Origin of the sequence: Mucilaginibacter pocheonensis (assembly GCF_031456535.1) — a bacterium.
Taxonomy (GTDB): domain Bacteria; phylum Bacteroidota; class Bacteroidia; order Sphingobacteriales; family Sphingobacteriaceae; genus Mucilaginibacter; species Mucilaginibacter pocheonensis.
This window is the reverse complement of record NZ_JAVDUU010000004.1, coordinates 618,782-642,890: the sequence shown is the minus strand read 5'-3', so window position 1 is coordinate 642,890 and position 24,109 is coordinate 618,782. Positions and strand designations below refer to the sequence as shown.

Below are 24,109 nucleotides of genomic sequence, written 5' to 3'. Positions count from 1 at the left end.
TCATGGTATCAAGAAGAGGGTTTTTAAAATCGGGTGGTTTAGCTTTGTTAGGTGTTGGCTTAATGGGCGGTATACCAGGCTTTTTGGCCGAAGCCGCCGCAAGCGAAAAGATCATATCGCCATATAAAAAACGTAAAACGCTTATATGCATATTTCAGCGGGGCGCAATGGATGGCCTGATGGCCGTAACACCGTTTACCGATGAGTATTTAAAAGATGCCCGCCCTACGCTATTCATATCGGCTGCTAAAGGTGGTAATAAAACGCCCTTGATCGATCTGGATGGCCGTTTTGGATTGCATCCTTCAATGAAAGCCTTTGAATCTCTTTTCCGCGAAAAGCGGTTAGGGATAGTGCACGGTATAGGATCGCCCAACACTACCCGCTCACACTTTGATGCGCAGGATTATATGGAGTCGGGCACACCATTTAATAAAGGTACGGCCAGCGGCTGGCTTAACCGGGCTGTGGGTTTATTGGGGCATGATGCGCTTACACCATTTACTGCAGTAAGCATGACATCGGCCATGCCGCGGTCTTTTTATGGCGATAACCCATCGGTATCGATCAGCAACCTTCAGGATTTTGCTATTCAAATGCGGGGTAATCCGTCGGGCGCCAATATAGCGGCTAAAAGTTTTGAAGATCTGTACGATCAAACATCATCGGGCTTGTTAAAACAAACAGGCAAAGAGAGCTTTGAGGCTGTTAAAATGCTGCAAAAAACCAATGTAAAGAATTATACGCCGGCAAATAATGCCGTATACCCTAATTCGGCGCTGGGTAATTCCTTAAAACAAATTGCACAACTTGTTAAAATGGATGTTGGATTGGAAGTGGCTTTTGCTGAGTCAAATGGATGGGACACTCATTTTAACCAGGGAACAGAGAACGGGGTTTTTGCCCGGAATGTGGCTGACCTAAGCCAAAGCATTACAGCCCTATGGACCGACCTTGGCGCTTATCAGGACGATGTAACTGTTATGACCATGACTGAATTTGGTCGCACAGTGCATCAAAATGGCACAGGGGGTACTGATCACGGCCGGGCTTCATGCAACTTTATTTTGGGTAACGATATTAATGGCGGCCTGATACACGGCAATATGAAACCTTTAGCCATTGAAAATCTGGAAGATGGCCGCGACCTCGCGGTTACCACAGATTTCAGAAGTGTGTTCAGCGAAGTGGCTGATAAACACCTGAATATTAATAATGATCATATCCTGTTTCCTGATTGGAAGGGTGACAGAATCGGAGTAATGCGGGGGTAGGTCGCCCCCTACTGGATGAGTATAAACGCGGGTTAGACTCACCCCGGCTACGCTGCGCTGGCCGACCCTCTCTTTGGCTTTGCCATAAAGAGGGTTGAGGAGGTGTTTTTCTTTGCTTCTTTATCCGATTATCTTTTATCTGATTTATAAATCCCCTCTTTGCGCCAAAGGCGGAGAGAGGGATGTCGAGCGCAGCGATGACAGGGTGAGTTGAACGCGGGCAGACTCACCCCGGCTACGCTGCGCTGGCCGACCCTCTCTTTGGCTTCGCCATAAAGAGGGTTGAGAGGGTGTTTTTCTTTGCTTCTTTATCGAATTATCTTTTATCCATTCTTTCTGCTTCCCTCTTTGCGCCGCAGGCGTAGAGAGAGACGTCGAGCGAAGCGATGACAGGGTGAGTCTTCTCCGGCATAGTTATTGTTTTATCTGGTCAATTGTACACTTAATTTATTAATCTTATGAAAAATCAGCAGGATTCAAAAAACAGTGGAAACATGCAGGGCAACCCTACTTCTGACAGGGCATTTTTTGACCAGAAAGCTTCAAAAAAACAAACCGGTATCAGCAATGGCGGCGGCCAGCGGTCTGATCAAACCTCAAACCGGGATAATAACCGCAAACGTGAAAATAAAAAGGCGTAATCCAGGTGCAGGTGCGGCGTCTCTCCGGTTTCGGTCAGAGGCGCGTCACCTGCGCCGATTCTTATCATAAATTTAAAGCCTCAATCTTGTCTGCCAGCAGGTGAAGCACCTCTTCGTCTATCTTACCCGGGTTTTTACATATATGTAAAAAATGGTGTTTGTCGGGCTCAAAACCGGCAACAAATTGTCCTGCGCGGTAAACTTCAAATTTACATTGTTCATTCTCATGATGCACAAAATCGGCCACCTCAAACTCCAGGGTCTCGTCGTCTTTTTCAACAGTTATTTTAAATAGTTCCATAAAAATAAGATAGCGTATCAATATCCGCGGCAATTACAACAGGCGGTATGGTATAAACCATAAGCGTTAAAAGATGTTTTTTATTATAAAAGCAATTGGCATTGATAGCTAAGGTTTTAAAAACTTTATTTCGGCTTAAAATGTTACACTATTAATTAATACTGCTAACCATGAGTCTGGAAAAATATATAGAAAAGCGCGATTTTACTAAAACGGCTGAGCCTAAATCAGGAAAAAGCAAGGATAAGGAAAGCCTCACTTTTGTTATTCAAAAGCATGACGCCTCAAGGCTGCATTATGATTTCAGACTGGAGATGGGAGGTGTGCTGAAAAGCTGGGCGGTGCCCAAGGGCCCTTCTACCGATCCTAAAACCAAACGGCTGGCCATGATGGTTGAAGATCACCCTTATGACTACCGCACCTTTGAGGGTATTATACCCCAGGGCGAATATGGGGGCGGAACCGTGATCGTGTGGGATGAGGGAACCTATGAACCTATTGAAGAGATAAAAGGCAAAAAAGAACAGGAAAAATATTTGTTAAAACAACTTCATTCGGGCTCACTTAAGATCAAGCTGCATGGCGAAAAGCTGGAGGGTGAGTTTGCGCTGGTGAAAACCCACGGCATGGGCGATAATGCCTGGCTGCTGATTAAGCATGACGATGATTTTGCATCCAAAAAAGATATTACTAAGGCAGATAAATCTGTAATATCGGGTAAAACCATTGAGGCGGTAGAGAAAACCAGCGACAAAGTATGGCATAGCGGACATGAGGAGACCATACAAAAGAAAAAAGGTGCAAGTAAAAAAAAAGCACCTGAACTGACAGAGCCTGACGAAAGCGTAGCCGAAATAAATACAATTGATACCGCTGCTTTATTAAAAAAAGCGCCCAAGGCCAAAATGCCGGCCGGCATTAAACCCATGCTGGCCACCCTGGTTGATGAGCCTTTTGACGATCCCGATTGGGTGTACGAGGTTAAGTGGGACGGCTACCGGGCTTTAGGCTTTATAAATGAGGGTGAGGTGGAGTTATTATCGAGAAACAAAAAGTCATTTAACGATAAATTTTATCCTATACATGATATCCTTCAAAACTGGAAGATCAACGCCGTTATTGACGGAGAAATATTGGTTTTAAATGATAAGGGGGTCTCCAATTTTGGCAACCTGCAAAACTGGCGCAGCGAGGCCGATGGCGAACTGGTTTACTATGTATTTGATATACTATGGTATGATGGGAAAAACCTGATGGGCCTGCCGCTCATACAACGACAGGCAATATTAAAAGACATATTACCAACCGATGATGACCGTGTGCGCCTGAGCAAGGTTTTTAATGCCAGTGGCACCGACTTTTTTAACGCCGCCGAAAGGATGGGCCTTGAGGGGATCATTGCTAAAAAGGCTGATAGCGGTTATATACCCGACAACCGGTCAAAAGAATGGCTAAAGATCAAGGTAAGCAAACGGCAGGAGGTAATTATTGCCGGTTTTACCAAAAACGAAGATACGCCCAAACAATTCAGCTCGCTTTTATTAGCCGTTTATGAAAATAACGCGTTGCAATATGTTGGCAAGGTGGGTACCGGTTTTTCAGACAAGGTGCAAAAGGAAATGATGGCGCAGTTTAAACCTCTAATAACGGATAAAAGCCCGTTTGAGGAAATTCCCGACGTAAATAAGCCGTCGCGTTTCAGGCCCAACCCGCCCAAAGCCAAAGCAATATGGTTAAAGCCCGAGCTGGTATGCGAGGTTGCTTTTAGTGAAGTAACCACTGATGGCGTTTTCAGGCACCCATCATTCCAGGGAATGCGCGAAGATAAAAAAGCAAAAGATGTGGTGCGGGAAGTTGCGGAACCTACCGAAGCCGTGGTTGCAGAAACCCAGGAATTACAACCCGATAAACATACGGAGGCTATTGAGCCGCCTAAACAGAAAGGACGTAAAACTTTGTTAAACCCAACAGACGAAACACAGGTGCGGAAGGTTAAGGGCCACGACCTTAAATTTACCCACCTGAGCAAAATTTACTGGCCCGAGGACAAAGTGACCAAAAGGGACATGTTTAATTACTACTACCAGGTGGCCGAATATATTTTGCCTTATTTAAAGGACAGGCCAATGTCGCTCAACCGTTTCCCTAATGGGATACACGGGCCAAGCTTTTACCAGAAAGATGTAAAGGATAAAGCGCCAGACTGGGCAGTAACCTTTCCGTATACTACCAGCGACGGCGAACACAAAGAGTACTTGGTTGGTACAGATGAGGCCAGCTTATTATGGATGGCATCATTAGGATGTATTGAAATGAACCCCTGGTTTAGCCGTGTTCAGTCGCCTGATAATCCTGATTATTGTGTAATTGACCTCGATCCCGATAAAAACACCTTTGATCAGGTTATTGAAGCCGCGCAGGAAGTGAGGAAAGTTTTAGATGCCATTGATGTGCCCTCATTCTGCAAAACCTCAGGTTCAACCGGAATACATATTTATATCCCCTTAGGTGCTAAATATGACTATGACCAGTCGCAAATGTTTGCCCGTATCATTGTGGGCATAGTACACAAGCAAATACCTGATTATACTACATTGGAACGTATGGTAGCCAAGCGCGATGGCAAAATGTACCTTGATTTTTTACAGAACCGCCCCGGCGCCACTATTGCCGGTCCTTATTCCCTACGGCCTAAACCGGGGGCAACGGTATCAATGCCGCTGCACTGGGACGAGGTTAAACCTGGGCTCACCATGCGGCATTTTACTATTTTTAATTCCATTGACAGGTTAAAATCAGAAGGCGATCTGTTTAAGGGGGTACTCGGAAAAGGCATCGACCTGGAGAAAACTATTAAAAAGGCCAAAAGTGTTTTTGAGTAAGCTATTAACGGTTGCAAAAAACATCGTTACCCTACGAAGAGCGAAGGGATTCTTCATTATTGCTATCCATGAGATCTTAAAAAAAAATGTCATGTTGAACGGAGTGAAACATCTTCTTCGATAGAAAAAACTGGCGTTCAGCCGGCTGTATCACAAGAATGGTAACGTCCTGAGAGATCCTGAAACAAGTTCAGGACGACTTGTCCTCTTTTCCTGTGAAGGTATTTTTCCTGTGAAGGTAAACAGATTATGAGCTGCGAAACCAAAGATATTCGTTTCAATTCTCCATCATGATCACAATGTCCTTCCTTCTTTCCTCCGGAAATACGGACAAATTCTTAATTTTTCCGTATTTCAATGTAGCTTCAATAGTGGTATTATAAGGCGCGTGGAGCTTAAAATGTACATCCCATTCCTTTGGCCAGGCCGGAAAAAGCAAGATCTTTTTATCATCCACCTGCATCAGCATTTCCTGCAGACCAATCATGCCCGAGCCACCCCAGTTATGGTCGGGCGTCCAATCGAAACCGGGTCCCCAGAATGCCGGGAAGCGCCTGCCGGAATTTTTTAGTTTGAAAGTGGTTAATTCCGCGGCCTCTTTGGTTAAACCAAGCCGTGCGGCAAATATGTTATCCTGTTTCCAGCCTATGCCACTCCTGAATTTAGCCACCAGAGGATCATACTTCCAGGTATTGAGGGTGGTATCAAGTCCCGGTTTGCCCAGGCCGAATATTCCCCATGGAAAAACAGGATAAAATTGAGTGTTTTCCACGTTGTTAACACGTTCCCATGATTTTGCCGGCGTAAGGGTTTTATGTCCGTCAATGTCCGCAAAAGTTATAGGGGGAATGCGTTTCAGCAACCCGGCCAATTTCAAGCGCTCGTCCTTATTTAAATAAGCGCCGGGCAGGGCCAGCATGCGTTTAGTTATGGTTTGCAAGGCTGCTATGGTTGAGTTTGAGTTATAAGCCATCTTGAAAGTTTCGGCTGATGAGCCCGGGTACAACACCAACTGTCCGTTGCCGTCAAGCGCTTTCGCGCTGCGCCTAAGGGAAAGATATTGATAGTGTTCATCAAAAAAAGTGAGGCAGCTTTCAATAAACGGAATATACTGGTGAATGTCGTCGCCTTTATAGCGCTCGGTTTCCAGCATCATCAGGCAAAATTCAAAAACGGTATCCCACGTATATTCCAGCCATGCGTTATATTCAACCCCTTTATCAAAATAGGAGGGGCGTTTCCATGTATATTCGGCACTGTTGGGCAAGCCAAAGTTTTCAAGCTGTTCAGCAAAGCAGGCCCCATTGTGGCCCCAGTATACCTGGCTGCGCAATTCGGCATTGCAGAGCGACCGCAAATAGAAATTGAACTGCGGTTTCATCATGTCAATATCGCCGCTTTTGAGCATCGGGAAATATACCAGCCGTTGGTTTTGGGCAGTCATCAAACCACCGCCCCAGTTGCGAAAGTCGGGCGTAAAAGCATACTGCGCGTTTACGAAAACCGGGTCGTAAGTAAACAGTCCGCCGTTAAATTTGGTTGGATACTGGCCGTAAGCATTGCATCCGAGCATATACCTGAAAAGCTGGTAGTTTTTACCGGTTTGCCATGCGGCCGTATCGGCCGCAGTTCTGTCAGTATTAATATAAATAAAGCTTCTGTCCCAGTATTGTTTCCACCAATTGGCTGTTTTTTGCCATGCGGTTTTGTCAGTCGATTCTTTAATTACTTTATCCAGGCCTTGTTGCCATTCACCAACAGATGCGGTTTGCTGTGTGTTCAAACAGATCTCAATATCTTGTTTGGCAGCTGGCTTAATGCTTTGCAAAATCCAGCCTTCAAAATCAGTATTGAGATATTGCCCTTTTACAGTACCGGCAGGTTTCAGGTTTTTGCCTTGCATGGTTCCGCCGAAGGTTAGGTTTTTAAGCGGGTTAAACATTTGATCTTTAACCGCATCCATGCCTTGCTGCTTTACGGTAACATCAAATATGGTAGAGTCGAGATTGTGGTGATAAAATTGGACTGCATTGCCTTTAAATGAAATATTATCGCGTAATGTTTTGACATCATTGCGCGGCGCAAATTTCCATGAACCTTCATTTTTTTCGATCCCCTTTACGTTCCTGTCGCGGTACCTCCAGCTTTCAAAAACAGCTTCGGTTCTTGTGGCTTTATTGCTGCTGATGTTAATATGGATAACCGGCCGGTAAACATCAACCCACAATTTTACCGTTGTTTTAAGTTGGCCATTTTTTCCGCTGATCAGGACGGATCCGTTTTGCAGAAGCAATTGCTGCTTAAAGTTATCACCATTAAAAGGGTTGGGAAACAGCCTGATCCTTACCCGGCCGGGTTTAAGCATGGCGTTGTTTTCATCAAAAGTACCGCTCCTGGCTATGTAAAAAAGCAAGTCGCCGTTTTCAGCCCATACATTTAAACCGATATCGCCGCCGCCGCAGGGCATAGATTCGCCCGAGTTTTTACTCTGGCTGTTCCAGATAACATTATATTGTTCGATGCCCTTATTTTGTGCAAAAGCGATATTGCCATAAAAGCAGCAAAGCAACAGCAGGAACCTTTTCATATTACCAATCGTCGGTTCTGAATGAGGAAACGGGAAGCCCGTTTGTGCCGAACAGATCGCCAATCACAAAGTCTTTAAACGCGTAACGTACAGCTACGGGCTCTTTTACCAGGGGGGAGGATACAATAATTACGCTGCCCGAAATTGCCGCCTGTGCCGGGTGAAACGCTTTATCTTTACCCGCTATTTCAAAATATTCAAGGGGTTTGTTCCATGATGTTAAACCATTTTCGGCGTTGTCAAACCTGATGGTGGCCCGGTTGCCTTCAACAGTCATGGTTTTGTAGGTAGGGCTGGCATAGTCAAAACCCTTTAGGCCATAGGTTTGCGCCAATGCCAGGTAAGCGAGGCGTGTACCTGCAGGTTCCTTACGTGGTGGATGTATGGTGGTTTGTTCGCCAACATCAAGCAACACTGCCATGCCGCTGTTGGGTATGGTGTTTAATGATTTGCGTTGGGCATCGCGCAAGTAAGCCGAGTTATATTTACCGCCGGAGTTGTAAGGCGGCTGCTGTGCATAGTCAAAGGGTGCTATCTGCACGTAGTAAAAAGGAAAATCGCCCTGGCCCCATAATTTGCGCCAGCGTTTTACCATAGCGGGGAACAGTTTTTCGTACTGATCAGGCTGTTCGTGGTTTGATTCGCCCTGGTACCATATACAGCCTTTTATACCAAAACCTACTACCGGATTGAGCATACCATTATACAAAGTAGTAGGGGTACGTGACACCGATTTAATAGAATCAGTTTTGGCCGGTATTTTTATCTGGGAAAAATCTTTCAATCCTTCGGGATCCATCCAGGCTTCGGCGCTTGAGCCCCCATAACAATCACTGATCAGCCCGATGGGTATATGCAGCATTTCGTTAAGCAATTTGCCAAAGTAATAGCCTGTAGCACTAAAATTAGCCACAAACTCAGGCGAGGCTACGTGCCAGTCAGAAGGTTTGCTGTTTTCCTGTGCCTCGGTTACAGATGACCTTGGGACTGTATAAATGCGGATATGATCATTGCCCGATTTTAAAATTGCCTCAGTTGAACCAGCAACCGGCTGGCTTTTAAAGCCTTTCATTGGCATTTCCATATTTGACTGCCCGGTGCAAAGCCAAACCTCACCAATCAGCACGTTGTGCAGTTTAATGGTAGAATCACCCTTTATGGTTACAGTGTAGGGGCCGCCATAAACGGGAGTTGTTACTTTTACCAGCCATTTGCCGTTTGAATTTGCTTTTATGCTATAACTTTTCTTATTCCATGAGGTTGTTACCGTTACATTGGCGCCTGCTTTGGCCCAGCCCCAAACAGGTACCCGGCTCTGCTGTTGCAGCACCATATTATCAGTAAAAATCGACGGTAATTTTATTTGTGCATGTACAGCAATGTTAAAAAGCAAGACAAACGCTGCTAAGGTGAGTGATCTGATTTTCATCCGCATTATTTATTCAGTTTATTGGCGCGTTTGGCTTCAAGCCATCCGCTGAACAGTAAATTTTTATTAAGCTCCGGCTTAGGGAAAAATAAGCTGGCAATATAGCCAATAATAATTACCACTAAATGGCTATAAACGCCCAGCATGTATTTGTGTTGAGCAAAGTTATATTGCCCCATATCAAGCAGGATATGCTTATCGCTTCCCAATCCAATTTTTGTTGAGGTTAAGAAAGCATAGGCGGTGAATATGATACAGGCAATAATACCTATGTTAAGTCCCTGGCGATTTGCGCGGCTGCTAAATAGCCCTAAAAGAAATATACCCGCAATGCCCCCCGAAAATATGGCATACAATGTAAATACTATGCCTAATGCACCTTCATCACCCGCCAGTAGGTATAGGGTGGCAATAAGTACCGCGCCCAGGCCGGCTGCCACAACTATCCATCTGCCTGCCGTCAGGTATTCTTTATCTGTTTTATTGGGCCTGAATTTTTTGTAGTAATCCTCCACACCAATGGCCGACAGGCAATTCAGATCGGCGCCAAGGCTTGATATAGCCGCTGATATTAATGCCGCCAGTATTAAACCCACTACACCCGGCGGCAGTTTGCTCATAATAAAATAGGGGAAAACCGCGTCGGCTTTCATGCCCGGCGGCAAAGGGTTTTGTTGATAAAATACAAATAAAGCCGTGCCAATGAACATGAAAAGCGCCCATAACGGTACCGTTAAAGCTACACCCATTATAGATGCCCTGATGGCTGCCTTATCGGTTTTGGCGGTAAGGTAACGCTGTACCATAGTTTGATCGGTGCCGTATTTTTGTATGGCATAAAATACGCCATTGATAGCCATTACTACAAAGGTGAGTTTTTTAAAATCCCACGTATAAGGGCCGAAATTATTTTTATGGTTGATGCTGGCGATATGCCACAGCTCGGGAAACCCGCCTTTTATAGAAAAGATGAGGATGATAAAAGATACTATCCCGCCGCCTATCAGCAAAAATCCCTGTACCACATCGGCCCAGATCACGGCCTCAATACCGCCTATAAGCGTTATCACGATAATTACTATGCCAATGATCCAGATAATGGCATACGTATTTGTGTTGGTCATACTGGAAAGCGCCAGGGCCAGCAAAAAAAATACGGTGCCCATTTTTGAAAAATGCGTTAATACAAAGCTTATTGAGCTATAAAAGCGTGCAAAAGTGCCGAAACGTTTTTCAAAGTACTCATAGGTGCTTACTCCAATTACTTCGCGGTAAAGCGGAACAACGAACCATACCATCAATAACAGTATTATGGGTACCATTAACCCCTGCACCAGTAATATCCAGTTTGAAGAAAAGCCCTCGCCGGGGTAGGCCAGGAAGGTTACACTGCTGATGAGGGTTGCCATGAGCGACATGCCAATTGCCCAGGCGGGTATTGATCCGCGCGATACAAAATATTTTTTTGTTGAATTTTGTCCCTTTGAAAACCTTAAACCTATGGTTAATGAAATAGCCAGTGCTATGGCTATAATAATATAATCTATCAGGTGCAGGGTTTCATGTTTCATATTTAGCTATCAGTTAGTTGGTTGCCCAGACAGAGGCCGGCCACTTGTAGCTGCCGGGTTTTAAAGTTACATATAATTGGTTATCGCCGGCCACATTTGTCCTGATTACTCCCGCGCTGATCTGTTGCAGCGGATGTAATTTTGTGATGTTCAACTGGGCCAATATGGCCCAGGCGGTGGCTCCGCCTTCAATCAGCAGTTCATTTAAATGTACCTGTTGGTTTATATATTTTATGATATTACCCATTTTTCCCGCAAGCTGTACCGGATCAATGGGTTGCTCCCGCAGCGTATCGGAACTTATGGCTATAATGGCATTGCGATGGTCTGTAAGGTATTGTATTATCAGATCAAGATAATTTTCATATAAATGAGCCTTAACATCGTTAACAATGACCCTGGCCGGTATGTGAACCACCGGAATGTTATGTATTAACCCATCTATCACAGGGTACTTGCCCTGGTTAAATGTACTGCCAAATACAAACAAACGGGGTAGTAACGCCCCGGGAGCTTTTGCCGAAACAACATGTTTTTCGTAAAACAAAGCGAGCAGGCTGTTAAACAAGCCTGATGCTCCGGCGATAAGTGTTTTATTGTCGGCAAGTTCGGCCCAGTATACAAGGTCATGCGGGTCTGGGGCTTCGCCTATAACGATGCCGGTTTCGGGGAGCCGCTCATCCGTTTTTAATATGGGTAAGGTTTCATTGGCCCTGAGCATAACCCTTACGTTTGATGAAATTACCGGGAACGCCGGATCATGCGCGTAATTACTTAGGTGTACCGGTTTACCATTATAATAATAGATGCCGTTAATTACCTTTTTTCCGTGCTGCGGGTTGCCCGGAACAATCAATGCCCTTTTTAAGTGAGCCGCCTCCATCTGGCTTTCAATCTCATCCAAAACATGGCCGCGCAGTGCCGAATCTATCTTTTTAAATATTATTTGTGGCTTAAGCGCTACAAGCTGCCTGGTAAGATTGCTTATTATACTTTTAGCCTCGCTTTTGCGTAATGAACGTGTATCTGTAGCTATGATCAGCAGATCAGCGGTACAGGCAGGGTCAACAATAGTATTTATTTCTGTTTTTAGCTGATAATCCAGTCCTATACCAGCCAGTTCGGCTGCTCCGGTAAGGTCATCTGCAATTACAGCTATCATTGTTTTATTTAACTTTGTTTACTGAGCCTTACAGCCGATTCAATAGCCAATATCATGGCATCGCAGCTTGCAACACCCTTTCCTGCTATTTCAAAAGCGGTACCATGATCAACCGACGTACGGATGATAGGCAGCCCCATAGTTATGTTTACTCCTTTTACGCTATCCATTTGCTGTTTTTGGGCATTCCATTTAAAGCCGGTAAGCTTAAAAGGGATGTGCCCCTGGTCATGATACATGGCCACTATACCGCCATAATAGCCGGTTGAAGCCTTTGAAAACAATGTGTCGGCAGGTACGGGGCCTTCCACATCGTAACCTGCTGCCAGGGCTTCCTGTACCGCGGGCAAAATCTCCTGGTCATCCTCCGTACCAAACAGGCCTGAATCGCCGGCATGGGGGTTTAGCCCGGCAACGCCTATTTTTAAATTGGTTTCGCCCAATTGTATCAATCCGTTATGCAGCAGTTCAATTACCTGCACAATTCTTTCTTTTTTCACCAGGTCACAAGCCTGCCTTAACGAAACATGGGTTGAAACGTGGATAACCTTCATGTTCTCTTCTACCAAAAGCATAGCATACTTTTTGGTGCCGGTAAAATGCGCGTATATTTCTGTATGCCCGGCAAAATGATGCCCAGCCTCGTTAACCGATTTCTTGTTAATAGGCCCCGTAACCGTGGCATCAACATCGCCCGCAAGCGCGAGGTCAATTACTTTTTTAACCGCCTCAAAGGAGGCGTTGCCCGCCATGGCCGATATTTCGCCAAAGCTCAATTGGTTCATATCTACATTTTGCAGATCATAAACATCGGGCTGGCCATATATGAACCGGGCATCCTTAATGTTTTTTACAGGATTGATTTTGGCATCGATCCCCAGCCTGTTTATAATATCATTAAAAACGGCGGCATCGCCAATAATTACCGGGTTACATATTTCCAATATATGTTTGTTAAGAAGAGCCTTAATGGCTATTTCGGGGCCAATGCTGGCCGGATCGCCCATTGTAATTCCTATAATTGGTTTTCCGGTTTTCATTGATATATAGGCAGATTAAGGTTTTCCTGGGTAATGATATTTTGCAGCGCCTGCTGTAAACCGGCGGCATCATCAGCAGATACTTTTTCCAACGGCGGCATCACGTAATCCCGGCATAAACCCGCGCTTTGCATTAATGATTTTAACGCGGCCAGCGACCCGCCCAATAAACGTTTGCTTTGATAAAGATCGCCCAAAATATTGGAGTGCTTTTGCAGCGCAAGGGCCGCCTGCTCATCATTATTGTCTGCTGCTACCAGCATTTTATAATAAATATCAGGGAACAAGTTACCAGTACTTGGAACAAGGCCGTCGCCCCCCGCAAATAAGGCGTGCACAGATTGTGCTCCCCACCCCAAAAAGTGGCTGAAATCGGTCCGGTTAGCCCATAATTCAAGCGATTGCTTTAAACGGTCATGGTTGCGTTCAGAGTCTTTTGTACCTACAATACGGTCATGAAAACTCAGCTCATTCAATAAGGATAAAGGAATAGAGGTATGCGTAGTTGCGGGTATATTATAAATGATGAGCGGCAAAGGAATCTGATCGGCCAGATTTTCAAAATATATCCTGATTTCCTGTTCAGTTAAGGTAAAATAGGCAGGCAGGTGAACAACAGCCACGTCAACGCCTTCGTCGGCGCATTGTTTGGCCATAGTTACCGAGTCGGCCAAACAATTGGACGATATACCTGCATAAAGCAATTTGTTTGGCTGTTTAAGTTTTGAGGCCAGCTTTATAAAATCAAGCTTTACATCATTGGGCAAAGACGATGCCTCGCCGGTTGTGCCGAGTATAAACGGGACACCCCCATAATTGAAGATATTGTCAAAAATTTTTTCAACCGCTTCATGATCCAGCTTGTAATTTTCAGTAAGTGGCGTAATTGTTGGCACCACCAAGCCATTATATTTCTTTTTTAATTTCATTCTTTTTTAATAAGCTGCCTCATAAATGCCGATGGCATCAGCAAGATCTATCGTACGTGGGTTATTTTTTAGCAATCGGGTAATTTTCATGGCATCGGCGGCCATTGCCGGTATGGCAGCCCTGTTTATTCCGGCTTCGCCAAGCCTGGCTGGCAGACCGCACTGGGCTATCAGTTCCCTGATCCTGTCAACTCCGGCATATGCTGTATTTAAATCGGTCGCGCCGCTGTTAACGCCCAAAGCCCGGGCAACATCAGCATAGCGGGCAGGTGCCGCGGGTATGTTAAACTCCATTACATAAGGCAGCAACAGGGCGTTTGACAATCCATGAGCCATATGGAACATGCTGCCCAGCGGATATGACAAGGCATGAACCCCCGCTGTATTTACAGGCCCCAAACAAAAGCCTCCCAAAAGACTGCCAATGGCAAGCTGTGTACGCGCGGTTTCATCATGGGCATTGGTAATGGCCCTTACAAGGCTGGCCGAAATAAGCCTCATGCCCTCATAAGCATACATGTCAATAAATGGATGCGCAAACAGGTTGGTATATGCTTCAAGGCAATGCGTAAGGGCATCAAGCCCGGTTGCCGCTGTAATATCGGGCGGCAAATTATAAGTTAACGCGGGGTCTATGATAACCACGTCGGGCACAAGGTGCGGACTGATGATGCCTTTTTTTTGATTGTCGGCATTATCTATCAGGATAGCATTGGGCGATACTTCGCTGCCGGTACCGGCGGTAGTAGGTACGCATATCAGTTTTATACGCCGGTTTTTAAGCAGGCCAATTCCTGTTATTTCATTTAGGGTTTGGGTGTTATCAATTTGTGCTGCCGCCAGTTTGGCTATATCAAGCACACTGCCACCGCCTATACCTACAACCACATCAACAGGTTTATCGGTAACAGACCTTAGCAGCGAGCCAAAATCCTGAAACGATGGTTCCTGAATTATTGAGGTATTTATATGAACATTTATCCCTTGTTCCCTGAGTGTTTGTATTACCGGGTCAAGCGTTGCTAAAAGTACATTAATGGTAATTATCAACACATTGGAATGCCCGGCTGCAACCACCTCATCGGTCAGTTTCCCGAGCGTGTTTTTCCCGATAAGTATTTGGGCCGGAAACCTGACAGTGATGTCCCGGTAAGCATTATCTGTTTGTATCATATATTTTTTATATATGTGATATTTAAATTGGATACCATAAGCGATGAATGAACAGCGGTTTGGTCAATTGGTTGATATAAACAAAGATGTACAAAGACACTCCACATTTTTATCCATGTGTTATCAAATTATTGTACGATATTATCTAAAGCAGATTGGCCCCGGTCCGTTTAAAAAAATAACAGATGAATATAATATTCAGCTTGTTGGCTCCAATATTTGTCGCGTATCAGTTGTAAACCACTCTGCCAGGGGTAATGGTCGTTTTGGTAAAGGCAATTAATAAGTACAGGAAAGCTGTTAAAGCCTCAGGACAATTTATTATAGAAAAGCGATGGCGTTATTGAGGCGCGAAGAACGCTCTTTGCATACTCAGGCGGGGAAGTTTACGACGTTCCGGAAGGATACACACGTTTCAGACCGGGCATTTATATATTTTAATTTGAGGTATCAAAACTGGCGTATGCCCGCACCGGAAAGGTACCCGCGCCTTTAAATTTTGGCGGTACGGCATTAAACTGGTATCCGCTTGCGGGTAATTTATCAAGGTTGCATAAATGTTCCACTATCAATATTTCGGCACCAAGCAAAGTGGTATGCACCGGGCGGCTTTTGCCGGCGGTGTCATCAATATTATGGCTGTCAATACCCACCAGCTTTACCCCGCAATCTTTCAAATGCCCGGCAGCATTGGCAGTAAGGTAGGGGTGACCATCAAAATACTGTGGAGTATTCCAGTGTTTGGCCCAGCCAGTATGAACCAGCACAGCTTTGTTCCTGATCTCCAGGCCGGTAAAAAAGCTTTCATCAATCCTGGTTATGTTTTCTGCATTAATGGTGATGGCTTCCAGGCCGGCAAAGCGCTCCAGTTCAATTTCCGACAGATCTTTACCATGTTCAAAACGGTGAAAGGGACAATCGATATAAGTTCCGGTATTGGTTACCATTTCTATTTTACCTATCTGAAACTCGGTTCCCGGTTCGTAATTGGCCCTTGACTGTTCCCGGCTCAGGTAATCACAGACAATAGGCGAGGGCAGGCCCTTGTAAGTGACCAATCCATCAAAAATAGTATGGCTAAGGTCAATGTATTTATCATTGGGCAATATATTAACGGGTTGGCGTTTATGCTTTTCATTAATGTAATATTTATTTAAAATATCAATCTTGCCAACCATTAACAGTTGCATATCATTAACAATATAATCGGCCAGTTGTTGGTCGGTAATGGTATCGCCTGCAATATCAAGCCTGAAATCCTGTCCCTGGATGCCACCGCCATTGGTAAAGGAAATATTAAAATCAAAAACTACTCTTTTATCATTCATGGTTTTTCAGGTTGTTTGCAAATATTTGCGGATAAGAAATATAAGGCTAAATATACCTATTGCCGAAATAACTGAGCTCACCGTTATAGCATGTACAATAGCGGTAACGCCTCCATTGGCCATGGCGCCGAATACGGCAACGCCCATAGCGCCGGCGGCTTGCCGGCTGGTATTTAAAACCGCCGACGCCGTGCCCGACCGCGTTTTGGCAACTGTGGACAAAATACCGGTGGTCATGGCTGGTACAGCAAGACCCATACCCATTGGAATAGTAATAAAAGGAATAAACAACTGCCAGTATGGTGTTCCCGAACCAGCTATCAGTAAACCGGCAAAACCTATAGAGCCAATGGTTAACCCTGTTAAAATGGGCACACGCGTACCATATTTTGCCATAAGCCTGCCGCTGATAAGATTTGAAATAATAAATCCGGCCGTAAGGGGCAAAAAGGCCATCCCGGCTGTTAAAGATGAATAGTGCAATACATCCTGCAGATACAGGCTTAATACAAACACGGTTCCATAATATGTTGCATTTAGTACAATGCCCATTAATACCAACACATTAAAGGTAGACGATGTAAACAGGTCAAGCGGAAGAATGGGCGATGCGGCCCTTTGCTCTATCCGCAGGAACAGCAAAAACATTATGGCGCTGAATATTAAGCTCCCGTATATGACCGGATTGTTAAAACCCAGATGGTGCAATTCAATAATAGCGGCAATAAGGGCAGTAAGCGCCAGCATCCAGGTAAACTGGCCGGGGATGTCAAATCCTTTGTTCACGTGTTTTTCGCTGTCCTTTAGTTTTATACTTAATAGGATGCCTGCCAGGCAAATGGGGATGTTTACAAAAAATATCATTCGCCAGTTGCTGATGTGCAACAATAATCCGCCAAGGATGGGGCCTGCAGCAATGGAAACACCACCGGCGGCTGTCCACCAGGCTACGGCCTTGCTGCGCCGGGTTGGATCATGCGCGAAGCTCTGATTTAAAATTGACAGCGAACTGGGTATCATAGCCGCCGCGCCAATGCCCTGCAAAACCCTGAAACCGATTAAGCTAAAAGGGTTCCATGAAAGGCCGCAGCCCACAGAAGCTATCCCGAACGTTAACAACCCGAACTTAAACAAGCGTTTTGAACCAAGCAGATCGCTCATGCCGCCGGCAGATAACATAAGCACGGCAAAGGCAATGGTATAAGCATCAACTATCCACTGCAATTCGCTGATATCAGCCTTAAATGACCGGGATATCTGCGGCAGCGCAATGTTAACAATGGATACATCAAGTTGCGATACCACAAATGCCAGGCTGGTTGTGCCAACTATAAAAATAAAAGGGGATGGAGTTTTACCTTTAGTTTTTACCGGCTGTGTCATGTTGTAGATATATATTATGGTACGGCCGCAAATATAGAAACCCATTAACGGATAAAGTTCGGTTTAAAATGAAATGTGATGTTCATATTATATATAGATAAATATTTTTAATGTTTCTTTTTATAAAGATCTATTGCTTAGTATATTTAGATTTTACGGTTGAAGCATTCCCCTTGCTTTATTATATCTGCATAAAACAAAATGAAAAACATCCGCAGAAGAACATTCATTAAAAATACATTGCTGGCAGGTGCTGGCACCATTTTGGCCCCGCAGATCATGCAGGCAGCTCAAAGCGAAGAGAGCAAACCACACCACACCGGTGGAACTGGTTTGGCAAACGGTAAAAAAGTTATAGTGGCTGGAGCGGGTATTACTGGCCTGTGCTGCGCATATGAACTGATGAAGAGCGGGCATGATGTTATTGTACTGGAAGCCAGCGGAAGGTACGGCGGCCATGTGTTTACCGGCCGCGATGGTTTGGCCGATGGCTTATATGCCGATTACGGTGCCGACCATATAACCAAACCCGGTTATGAACGTTTTTTTGAATACGCGGATGAATTTAAATTAAAGGTGATCCCATATCCGCACGCTGAAGGTTCTGAAGCTGCCCCCGACAGCAATTCGCTTAAAATGATAGGCGGTAAGTTTTATACCCCCGATATGCTGAAAGACCCGGCTGTGCTAACCAGGTTTGGTTTTAATAAAAAGGAGGTGGAATTCCTATCTGTTAACCCGTTTTATGCTTTAAGTCCGTTTTACCTGAAACCTTATCTGAGCAAATTTACCGATCCGTACCAGCCTTTTGGGGTTGGATATGATGAATATGATAAAATACCGATTGCCGAAATTTATAAAAAAGAAGGAGCTTCACCGGCGGCACTCCGGTTTATGGGCGGCGCAACCACCAATGCCCTGTACGTGTTATGGCGCACAGCGATCATGGATTTTCGCGGCATACCGGCATCAGAGGGCGATACCTATCACCTGAAAGACGGGAATGAACAACTGCCCATTGCTTTTGCCAGGCGTTTGGGCACACGCGTAAAATTAAACCACCCCGTTACAGCCATTAAGCATAGCAGTACAGGTGTAACGGTTTCCTGCAGGCCATACGGTTCTGCCAGGGTACAGGAAATAAAAGCCGATGTATTGGTTAACTGTATCACTTTGCCCATATTTAAAAATATCCCAGTTAGCCCTCCGCTATCGCCGGCCAAGCAATATGTGGTTAATCGCATGGGTTACTCTTCGCATCCGTTTTATGTGTTTGAGGCCAGCTCAAAGTTTTGGCTCGATGACGGGTTTAAAAGCATCAATATGGAATTTGAACACCCCGATATATCTTCCATATGGGAAGAAACCAACGAGGTAGACACAAACCGTGTTATTCTAAAAGCTTTCGGCCCCGGTGGGATTTCGCCCGAGCGTGTTTTGGCGGCGTTCCGATCGGTTTACCCTGGCAAGCATGATACTATTGAGCAGGCATTAACAAAGGACTGGACAAAAGATACGTTTGCTCCCGCTTGCGAAATGCAGCCATTCCCGATAGGTACCATGCACAAATTCTGGCCGCAGGTTATGCTGCCCGAAGGCCGGATATATTTTGCCGGAACTTATGCCGACAACATGAGTCGCGGTATGGAGTCATGCATCCGGTCGGCACAAAGGGTAGCGCAGGAAATCAGTAAAATTTAACACTTTTTGGCCACGTTTAATGTTAAATTTGATGTTTTTTGATACAAAAAGAATGCAAAACAACTCAATTTAACACTGTATATGGGCTTAATTTTTTTAGGGTACCTGGTTAATGTGCGGCACAGAAAATTTTAATCCCATAATGCCAATCATGATCAGCGAAATAAAGAAGGCTTCTGTCCAGGTTATGGTTTTGTTGAAAAAGGCCGTTTCGGCAATTTTAATAAGCACCAGCGTGGCGGCAGTCCAAATGGCATAGGCTGTTGCTGTGGATAGCTCTTTAATAGCCAGCGAAAAAAAGTACACATTGCACACACCAAAAACAATATAGCCAAGCAGGGGCGCCAGTAAAGGCAAGCTTTGATCAACTTTGTAAAAATTATGCCAGGTGAGCAGTTTCAGGTCGCTTAGTTTAAAAAACTTAACCGAAAATGTCCATGCGGTTTCAAAAACCGCTGCTATGATAATGTATATCCAGGCCAAAGTTTATAGATTATTGCAAAATTTCTTGTTGTTCCTGTTTTGTTAAAGGTGTATCGAATATGTCGGTCCGGGGGGCAGCATCAGCTTTTGAGCTGTTTCTTTTCCACAGGCTTTGTAAAGCTGATAACAGGGCAGGCCTTAATCCATAATAACGTTTAAACCACTTGTATTTCAATAGTTTGTTCTCATCAAAACGTTTAACCGAAAAGGCATGCTGCAAAAAGTAATCTTTAGGATATTCATAGCCCAGGCCCCAGTTTTCGCGTTTGTTACCCGGCGCATGCCCAGGATCATAAGCCGTACCAAACAGGTGGTCCCAAATGGAAAATTTGGTGGAAAAGTTGGCATGAAAGACCTCCCGGTAATTGGCATGGTGCCATAAATGCAATTCGGGTGTGTTAATGATGTATTTAAGCTTGCCCAGCTTCACATTTATATTGGCATGAATGAACATGCCGAACATGGCATCGAGCAAGGCTTTAATGGGTATTACCGCCGGATCCGCTCCCAGTAAAACAATGGGGGCAAATTCAATGGTCTGGTTAATAATGATCTCGATTATATGCGAACGCGAACCGGATAGAAAATCAACTTCTTTGCCTGAATGATGGGCCTCATGTATGCGCCAGAATACTTTGTTGCTATGCTGAAAACGATGGAACAGGTAAATGTAAAGGTCATGCGTTACCAGGAAAAAGAGCACCTGCACAGCAATGGGCCAGTCTTTCACAAATTGAATGGCCGACCAATTGAAATGATGCTGAACAGGAGCGATCAGGTAATCAAATATCAGGATCTTTAAAAAATAACTCTGTATAAGCGTATACCAAACCAGGTCTATCCAAAATCCCTCCCTGAAAAAAGACAAACCTTTGCGATAGGGCGATATCCTTTCCCAGGCAATGATCAGTATTACCCATAAAACCAGTATGGTAGTGGTAACAGTAAGCAGTTTATCCTGTGGCATTGTATTAATTTATGCTTTAAAAAACACATATCCCGCGTCATTGCATCGTGCCTCGCGATTACGGTCTTTTTTTATTTTTAAACAGCTTCTAAGATTTCTTTTCGTTCCTCACCGAGCTGATATTTTTAGTTGTGTTTTGACGGTTATTTCGTTTAAATTGCAGTCCATCCGCCGTCAACTACCAGGTTGGCGCCGGTCATGTATGCCGAAGCATCGCTTGCCAGGAATATTAACGCACCCTGGTAATCATCAGCTTTAGCCATACGACCCAGCGGGGTTTTTGCAGCATAGTTCTCCACAAAAAAATCATTCTGGTTATTTTCAACCCCGCCCGGCGAAAGGGTGTTTACCCGTACGCCTTTATTGCCCCAGTAAGACGCTAAAAAGCGGGTAAAATTTATAACCGCACCTTTGGTTACCGGATACGCTGCCGATTTATAAAAATCCTGTTCGCCCTGCCGGTTTTTATATATCGACTGATCGGGCCCCACTATGCCGTAGGTTGAGGCTACATTAATGATACTGCCCGAACCTTGTTGCGCCATTACAGTACCAAACACCTGCGAACACAGGAACACCCCGGTTACATTAACATTAAGCGATTGCTGAAATGCATTGAGCGGATAATTTTCAAACGCCGAAAGCTCTTTGGCCATTGCCGGGTTCTCAAACATATCATTAATAGCCGCGTTATTTACCAGGATGTCAATACTACCATAGCGGGTCAATATCTTATCGCGGGCCATTATTAATGAGCTTTGACTGGTTACATCAACCATTAAGCCCCCATGTTGTTCGCCCAGGCCCGCTGCAAAAGCTTCAACCTTTTTCTCATCCAAATCAGCTGCCACCACATTGGCACCTGCCATAACCAAGGCTTCGCAATGTTTTTTACCAATGAGGCCCAGGGCTCCGGTTACAATAGCCGTTTTGCCCTTTAAAGAAAATAGTTCCATATAAACTACAATGCAGCAGCTTTAGGCCTGATGTTGTAATTGCTCACCTTTCTGAAAACTGCTTCAAGCACTTCGCCTTTCAGGTAGTTTTTGATGTTGCCGCTCAAAATGGCTTCTTTAACTACCGGCAAAACATCGCGATAGGCTAAAAGCGTATAATCAATATCTTCGGTGGTATGGCTGTAACACATATTATGAAACCCCGCCCAAAGTATTCCACGTTTTATCATCTCCTGCTGCATCAATGTTTTTAGCTCCAGCGCATTGCCAGCTTCGGGGGTAAAAGTTACCATGCTGCGGCAATTGAAACCAATACAACGGGTGTATTGATCCATGCCAAACTCAATTGCCAACTGGTTGTAGCCATCCTTAAGCAGTGCCCCGTTTTGATCAAGGTATTGCGGTACGTTTTTATCGCGCAGCTCATTGATGGTGGCAACACAGGCCGCCAGCGATAAAGCCTCGCCGCCAAAAGTGGTATAACTGAATACGTTTGAATTAAATAGTTCCATTACATCGGCACGGCCGGTAAGCAGGGCTATGGGCATACCATTTGCACAGGCTTTTGAAAAAACTGCCAGATCGGCCTTTACGTTAAAATATTCCTGCGCCCCGCCCAGTGCAATGCGGAAACCCGTCCACATTTCATCAAAAATAAGCAGGGTGCCGTTTTCGCGGCATACATCGGCCAGTTGCTGTAAAAAGCCCGGCTTAGGTGCTTCAAAAATAAAAGGTTCCAATATCAGGGCGGCAACGGTTTCGTCAAGCGCGGCTTTTATTGACTCAATATCATTGTACTCAAAAGTATAAGTAAGCTCCTGTATGGTTTCGGGGATACCGGCATTGCGGCTGGTAATGCCTATATACCAGTCATGCCAGCCGTGGTAACCGCAGCAAAATACCTTGTCGCGACCGGTAAAGGCGCGGGCAACCCGTATGGCAGCCGAGCAAACATCGGCACCGGTTTTTGATATTTTAACCGCCTGAGCATTAGGAACCACTTGTTGTACCAGTTCGGCCAGTTCAACTTCAAGCGGGTGCATTAATGAAAAAGTAATGCCATCATTTAACTGCGCGCGGATGGCATCATCAACGGCAGGATAGGCATAACCCAAAGAAACAGGACCTATGGCCGCATTAAAATCAATATATTCATTACCGTCGGCATCCCAAACATGTGAGCCTTTGCCTTTTACCAGGTATTTTGGCGCCACCCCGTTGCTAAACTGACCCGGACCTTTGGCCAGGGTTTGGGTAACCGGTTTTTGTACTTTTAAAGCGCGTTCAAACAACTTGTTTGATTCGCTGATGTCAGGAAAATTATTTGTCAGCTGTATTTTATTAGCCATGATGTACGGTATTTATTCTGAAAAGGCATGAGTTAAAGGAGCTGGCTGCAGGTGTCCGGTTTGATGATTTAATATTCTTTGCGCTATTTGCTTGCCGGTAAAGCCCTCATACTGCAGGGTATCAGCCAGCAGGGCTGGTTTAAACCATTTTTCGCGCAAGGCTATGGGCAGTACTTTAGCGGTTAGCTGGTGTTTCAGCAGCACTTCGGCTACAATGGTATAAAGCCCGCCGGTTAAAAAATGGTCTTCCAACGTAACTATCAGGTTAGTGGTGGCAACCGTTTTTAAAATAACTTCTTCGTCAACAGGTTTAAGGCTGCGCATGTTGACCAGCCCAACAGAAAAACCTTCATTTTTTAGTATGTCCACGGCTATAAGGGCCTGTTCAAACAGTAAGCCATAGGTTAAGATGGTTACATTGCTGCCGGTACATACGACTTCGGCCTTGCCCAGCTCGAAGGGCTCGTGCTCATAGCCGGTTTGGCGGGTATTGATACGGGTGTACGCGGGATTGGGCGATTGCCATATCTGCGGCAGCATTTTTATCAGATCGTCCTCATCGGCAGGGGCAAACACTGTTACATTGGGGATACCTCTCATGATCGATACATCCTCAATAGCCTGGTGGGTTGGTCCGTTGGCATCTGATAAAAAGCCGGGTATAAAGCCGCTCAGTTTAACAGGTAAATTGGCTATACCCAAATCGGTACGTACAAACTCAAATGAACGCATGGTTAAAAAAGCAGCCAGCGCGTGTACTACGGGAATACGGCTGCGCAATGCCAGCCCGGCTGCCGCGCCTATCATGGTTTGCTCAGTAATACCTGTATCAATAAAGCGTTTTCCTAAAATAGCGGGGAGGTTACGCACCAGCGCACGGTTCTCGGCCGTCATCACTACCACCTGTTCATTCTGCAGGGCTGTTGCTGTTAATAATTCTTCGTAAGTCATAT

General features: G+C 45.0%; 19 protein-coding genes. 4 read left to right on the top strand and 15 right to left on the bottom strand.

Going from position 1 to position 24,109, the window contains the following annotated elements; genetic code table 11:
• Positions 1-2: 2 nt before the first annotated feature.
• Complete coding sequence (locus J2W55_RS20875) at positions 3-1,274, top strand: DUF1501 domain-containing protein (RefSeq protein ID WP_310100437.1); 1,272 nt, start codon at positions 3-5, stop codon at positions 1,272-1,274.
• A gap of 458 nt (positions 1,275-1,732) precedes the next feature.
• Positions 1,733-1,915 carry a hypothetical protein gene (locus tag J2W55_RS20870; protein ID WP_310100434.1) on the top strand — a complete coding sequence of 61 codons (183 nt, stop codon included), beginning with the start codon at positions 1,733-1,735 and terminating at the stop codon, positions 1,913-1,915.
• A 64-nt stretch (positions 1,916-1,979) separates the two neighbouring features.
• Here J2W55_RS20870 and J2W55_RS20865 read toward each other — a convergent pair whose 3' ends face one another.
• The gene (locus tag J2W55_RS20865) at positions 1,980-2,216 is read right to left on the bottom strand and encodes a hypothetical protein (protein ID WP_310100432.1); all 237 of its coding nucleotides are present in this window, start codon (positions 2,214-2,216) and stop codon (positions 1,980-1,982) included.
• 170 nt (positions 2,217-2,386) lie between these two features.
• Here J2W55_RS20865 and ligD point away from each other — a divergent pair, with 170 nt between their 5' ends.
• Positions 2,387-5,098 (top strand): DNA ligase D, encoded by a 2,712-nt coding sequence (gene ligD / locus J2W55_RS20860; protein WP_310100430.1) that lies wholly within the window; start codon positions 2,387-2,389, stop codon positions 5,096-5,098.
• Positions 5,099-5,375: 277 nt separating this feature from the next.
• On the opposite strand, the gene J2W55_RS20855 is transcribed toward ligD, so the two are convergent.
• From J2W55_RS20855 to J2W55_RS20815, 9 genes are all read right to left on the bottom strand, one after another.
• On the bottom strand, positions 5,376-7,685 hold the full coding sequence (locus J2W55_RS20855) for a DUF5703 domain-containing protein (protein WP_310100426.1): 2,310 nt from the start codon (positions 7,683-7,685) through the stop codon (positions 5,376-5,378).
• A 1-nt stretch (position 7,686) separates the two neighbouring features.
• Positions 7,687-9,114 carry a sialate O-acetylesterase gene (locus J2W55_RS20850; protein ID WP_310100422.1) on the bottom strand — a complete coding sequence of 476 codons (1,428 nt, stop codon included), beginning with the start codon at positions 9,112-9,114 and terminating at the stop codon, positions 7,687-7,689.
• Positions 9,115-9,119: 5 nt separating this feature from the next.
• The gene (locus J2W55_RS20845; RefSeq protein ID WP_310100419.1) at positions 9,120-10,685 is read right to left on the bottom strand and encodes a sodium:solute symporter family protein; all 1,566 of its coding nucleotides are present in this window, start codon (positions 10,683-10,685) and stop codon (positions 9,120-9,122) included.
• 13 nt (positions 10,686-10,698) lie between these two features.
• Positions 10,699-11,847, bottom strand: a complete 1,149-nt coding sequence (locus J2W55_RS20840) for a four-carbon acid sugar kinase family protein (protein WP_310100416.1) — start codon at positions 11,845-11,847, stop codon at positions 10,699-10,701.
• An 8-nt stretch (positions 11,848-11,855) separates the two neighbouring features.
• A complete protein-coding gene (gene pdxA / locus J2W55_RS20835; RefSeq protein ID WP_310100413.1) occupies positions 11,856-12,887 on the bottom strand; it encodes a 4-hydroxythreonine-4-phosphate dehydrogenase PdxA in 1,032 nt (343 codons plus the stop codon).
• Positions 12,884-13,816 carry a dihydrodipicolinate synthase family protein gene (locus tag J2W55_RS20830; RefSeq protein ID WP_310100410.1) on the bottom strand — a complete coding sequence of 311 codons (933 nt, stop codon included), beginning with the start codon at positions 13,814-13,816 and terminating at the stop codon, positions 12,884-12,886. Before J2W55_RS20830 ends, pdxA begins: the two co-directional genes overlap by 4 nt.
• 6 nt (positions 13,817-13,822) lie before the next feature.
• Entirely contained in the window at positions 13,823-14,989 is a 1,167-nt protein-coding gene (locus J2W55_RS20825; protein ID WP_310100407.1) for an iron-containing alcohol dehydrogenase, read from the bottom strand.
• A gap of 437 nt (positions 14,990-15,426) precedes the next feature.
• A complete protein-coding gene (locus J2W55_RS20820) occupies positions 15,427-16,317 on the bottom strand; it encodes a cyclase family protein (RefSeq protein ID WP_310100404.1) in 891 nt (296 codons plus the stop codon).
• Positions 16,318-16,323: 6 nt separating this feature from the next.
• Complete coding sequence (locus J2W55_RS20815) at positions 16,324-17,700, bottom strand: MFS transporter (protein WP_310100400.1); 1,377 nt, start codon at positions 17,698-17,700, stop codon at positions 16,324-16,326.
• A gap of 201 nt (positions 17,701-17,901) precedes the next feature.
• On the opposite strand from J2W55_RS20815, the gene J2W55_RS20810 reads away from it, so the two are divergent.
• A complete protein-coding gene (locus tag J2W55_RS20810; protein ID WP_310100397.1) occupies positions 17,902-19,401 on the top strand; it encodes a flavin monoamine oxidase family protein in 1,500 nt (499 codons plus the stop codon).
• A gap of 96 nt (positions 19,402-19,497) precedes the next feature.
• On the opposite strand, the gene J2W55_RS20805 is transcribed toward J2W55_RS20810, so the two are convergent.
• The 5 genes from J2W55_RS20805 to J2W55_RS20785 form a co-directional block, all read right to left on the bottom strand.
• Positions 19,498-19,884 carry a DMT family transporter gene (locus tag J2W55_RS20805; RefSeq protein ID WP_310100394.1) on the bottom strand — a complete coding sequence of 129 codons (387 nt, stop codon included), beginning with the start codon at positions 19,882-19,884 and terminating at the stop codon, positions 19,498-19,500.
• Between the two features lie 10 nt (positions 19,885-19,894).
• Positions 19,895-20,851, bottom strand: coding sequence for a sterol desaturase family protein (locus J2W55_RS20800; RefSeq protein ID WP_310100391.1), 957 nt, complete (start codon positions 20,849-20,851; stop codon positions 19,895-19,897).
• A gap of 152 nt (positions 20,852-21,003) precedes the next feature.
• On the bottom strand, positions 21,004-21,807 hold the full coding sequence (locus J2W55_RS20795) for an SDR family oxidoreductase (RefSeq protein ID WP_310100388.1): 804 nt from the start codon (positions 21,805-21,807) through the stop codon (positions 21,004-21,006).
• A gap of 5 nt (positions 21,808-21,812) precedes the next feature.
• A complete protein-coding gene (locus tag J2W55_RS20790) occupies positions 21,813-23,156 on the bottom strand; it encodes an aminotransferase class III-fold pyridoxal phosphate-dependent enzyme (protein WP_310100386.1) in 1,344 nt (447 codons plus the stop codon).
• A 12-nt stretch (positions 23,157-23,168) separates the two neighbouring features.
• On the bottom strand, positions 23,169-24,107 hold the full coding sequence (locus J2W55_RS20785) for a transketolase family protein (RefSeq protein WP_310100383.1): 939 nt from the start codon (positions 24,105-24,107) through the stop codon (positions 23,169-23,171).
• Positions 24,108-24,109: the final 2 nt, after the last annotated feature.

Bases quoted from the DNA above. Each gene is read 5' to 3' on its own strand.
- J2W55_RS20785 (WP_310100383.1), bottom strand. From the start codon at position 24,107: ATGACTTACGAAGAATTATTAACAGCAACAGCCCTGCAGAATGAACAG.
- J2W55_RS20790 (WP_310100386.1), bottom strand. From the start codon at position 23,156: ATGGCTAATAAAATACAGCTGACAAATAATTTTCCTGACATCAGCGAA.
- J2W55_RS20870 (WP_310100434.1), top strand. From the start codon at position 1,733: ATGAAAAATCAGCAGGATTCAAAAAACAGTGGAAACATGCAGGGCAAC.
- J2W55_RS20800 (WP_310100391.1), bottom strand. From the start codon at position 20,851: ATGCCACAGGATAAACTGCTTACTGTTACCACTACCATACTGGTTTTA.
- J2W55_RS20875 (WP_310100437.1), top strand. From the start codon at position 3: ATGGTATCAAGAAGAGGGTTTTTAAAATCGGGTGGTTTAGCTTTGTTA.
- ligD (WP_310100430.1), top strand. From the start codon at position 2,387: ATGAGTCTGGAAAAATATATAGAAAAGCGCGATTTTACTAAAACGGCT.
- J2W55_RS20820 (WP_310100404.1), bottom strand. From the start codon at position 16,317: ATGAATGATAAAAGAGTAGTTTTTGATTTTAATATTTCCTTTACCAAT.
- J2W55_RS20865 (WP_310100432.1), bottom strand. From the start codon at position 2,216: ATGGAACTATTTAAAATAACTGTTGAAAAAGACGACGAGACCCTGGAG.
- J2W55_RS20850 (WP_310100422.1), bottom strand. From the start codon at position 9,114: ATGAAAATCAGATCACTCACCTTAGCAGCGTTTGTCTTGCTTTTTAAC.
- J2W55_RS20825 (WP_310100407.1), bottom strand. From the start codon at position 14,989: ATGATACAAACAGATAATGCTTACCGGGACATCACTGTCAGGTTTCCG.
- J2W55_RS20815 (WP_310100400.1), bottom strand. From the start codon at position 17,700: ATGACACAGCCGGTAAAAACTAAAGGTAAAACTCCATCCCCTTTTATT.
- J2W55_RS20795 (WP_310100388.1), bottom strand. From the start codon at position 21,807: ATGGAACTATTTTCTTTAAAGGGCAAAACGGCTATTGTAACCGGAGCC.
- J2W55_RS20855 (WP_310100426.1), bottom strand. From the start codon at position 7,685: ATGAAAAGGTTCCTGCTGTTGCTTTGCTGCTTTTATGGCAATATCGCT.
- J2W55_RS20845 (WP_310100419.1), bottom strand. From the start codon at position 10,685: ATGAAACATGAAACCCTGCACCTGATAGATTATATTATTATAGCCATA.
- J2W55_RS20830 (WP_310100410.1), bottom strand. From the start codon at position 13,816: ATGAAATTAAAAAAGAAATATAATGGCTTGGTGGTGCCAACAATTACG.
- J2W55_RS20840 (WP_310100416.1), bottom strand. From the start codon at position 11,847: ATGATAGCTGTAATTGCAGATGACCTTACCGGAGCAGCCGAACTGGCT.
- J2W55_RS20810 (WP_310100397.1), top strand. From the start codon at position 17,902: ATGAAAAACATCCGCAGAAGAACATTCATTAAAAATACATTGCTGGCA.
- pdxA (WP_310100413.1), bottom strand. From the start codon at position 12,887: ATGAAAACCGGAAAACCAATTATAGGAATTACAATGGGCGATCCGGCC.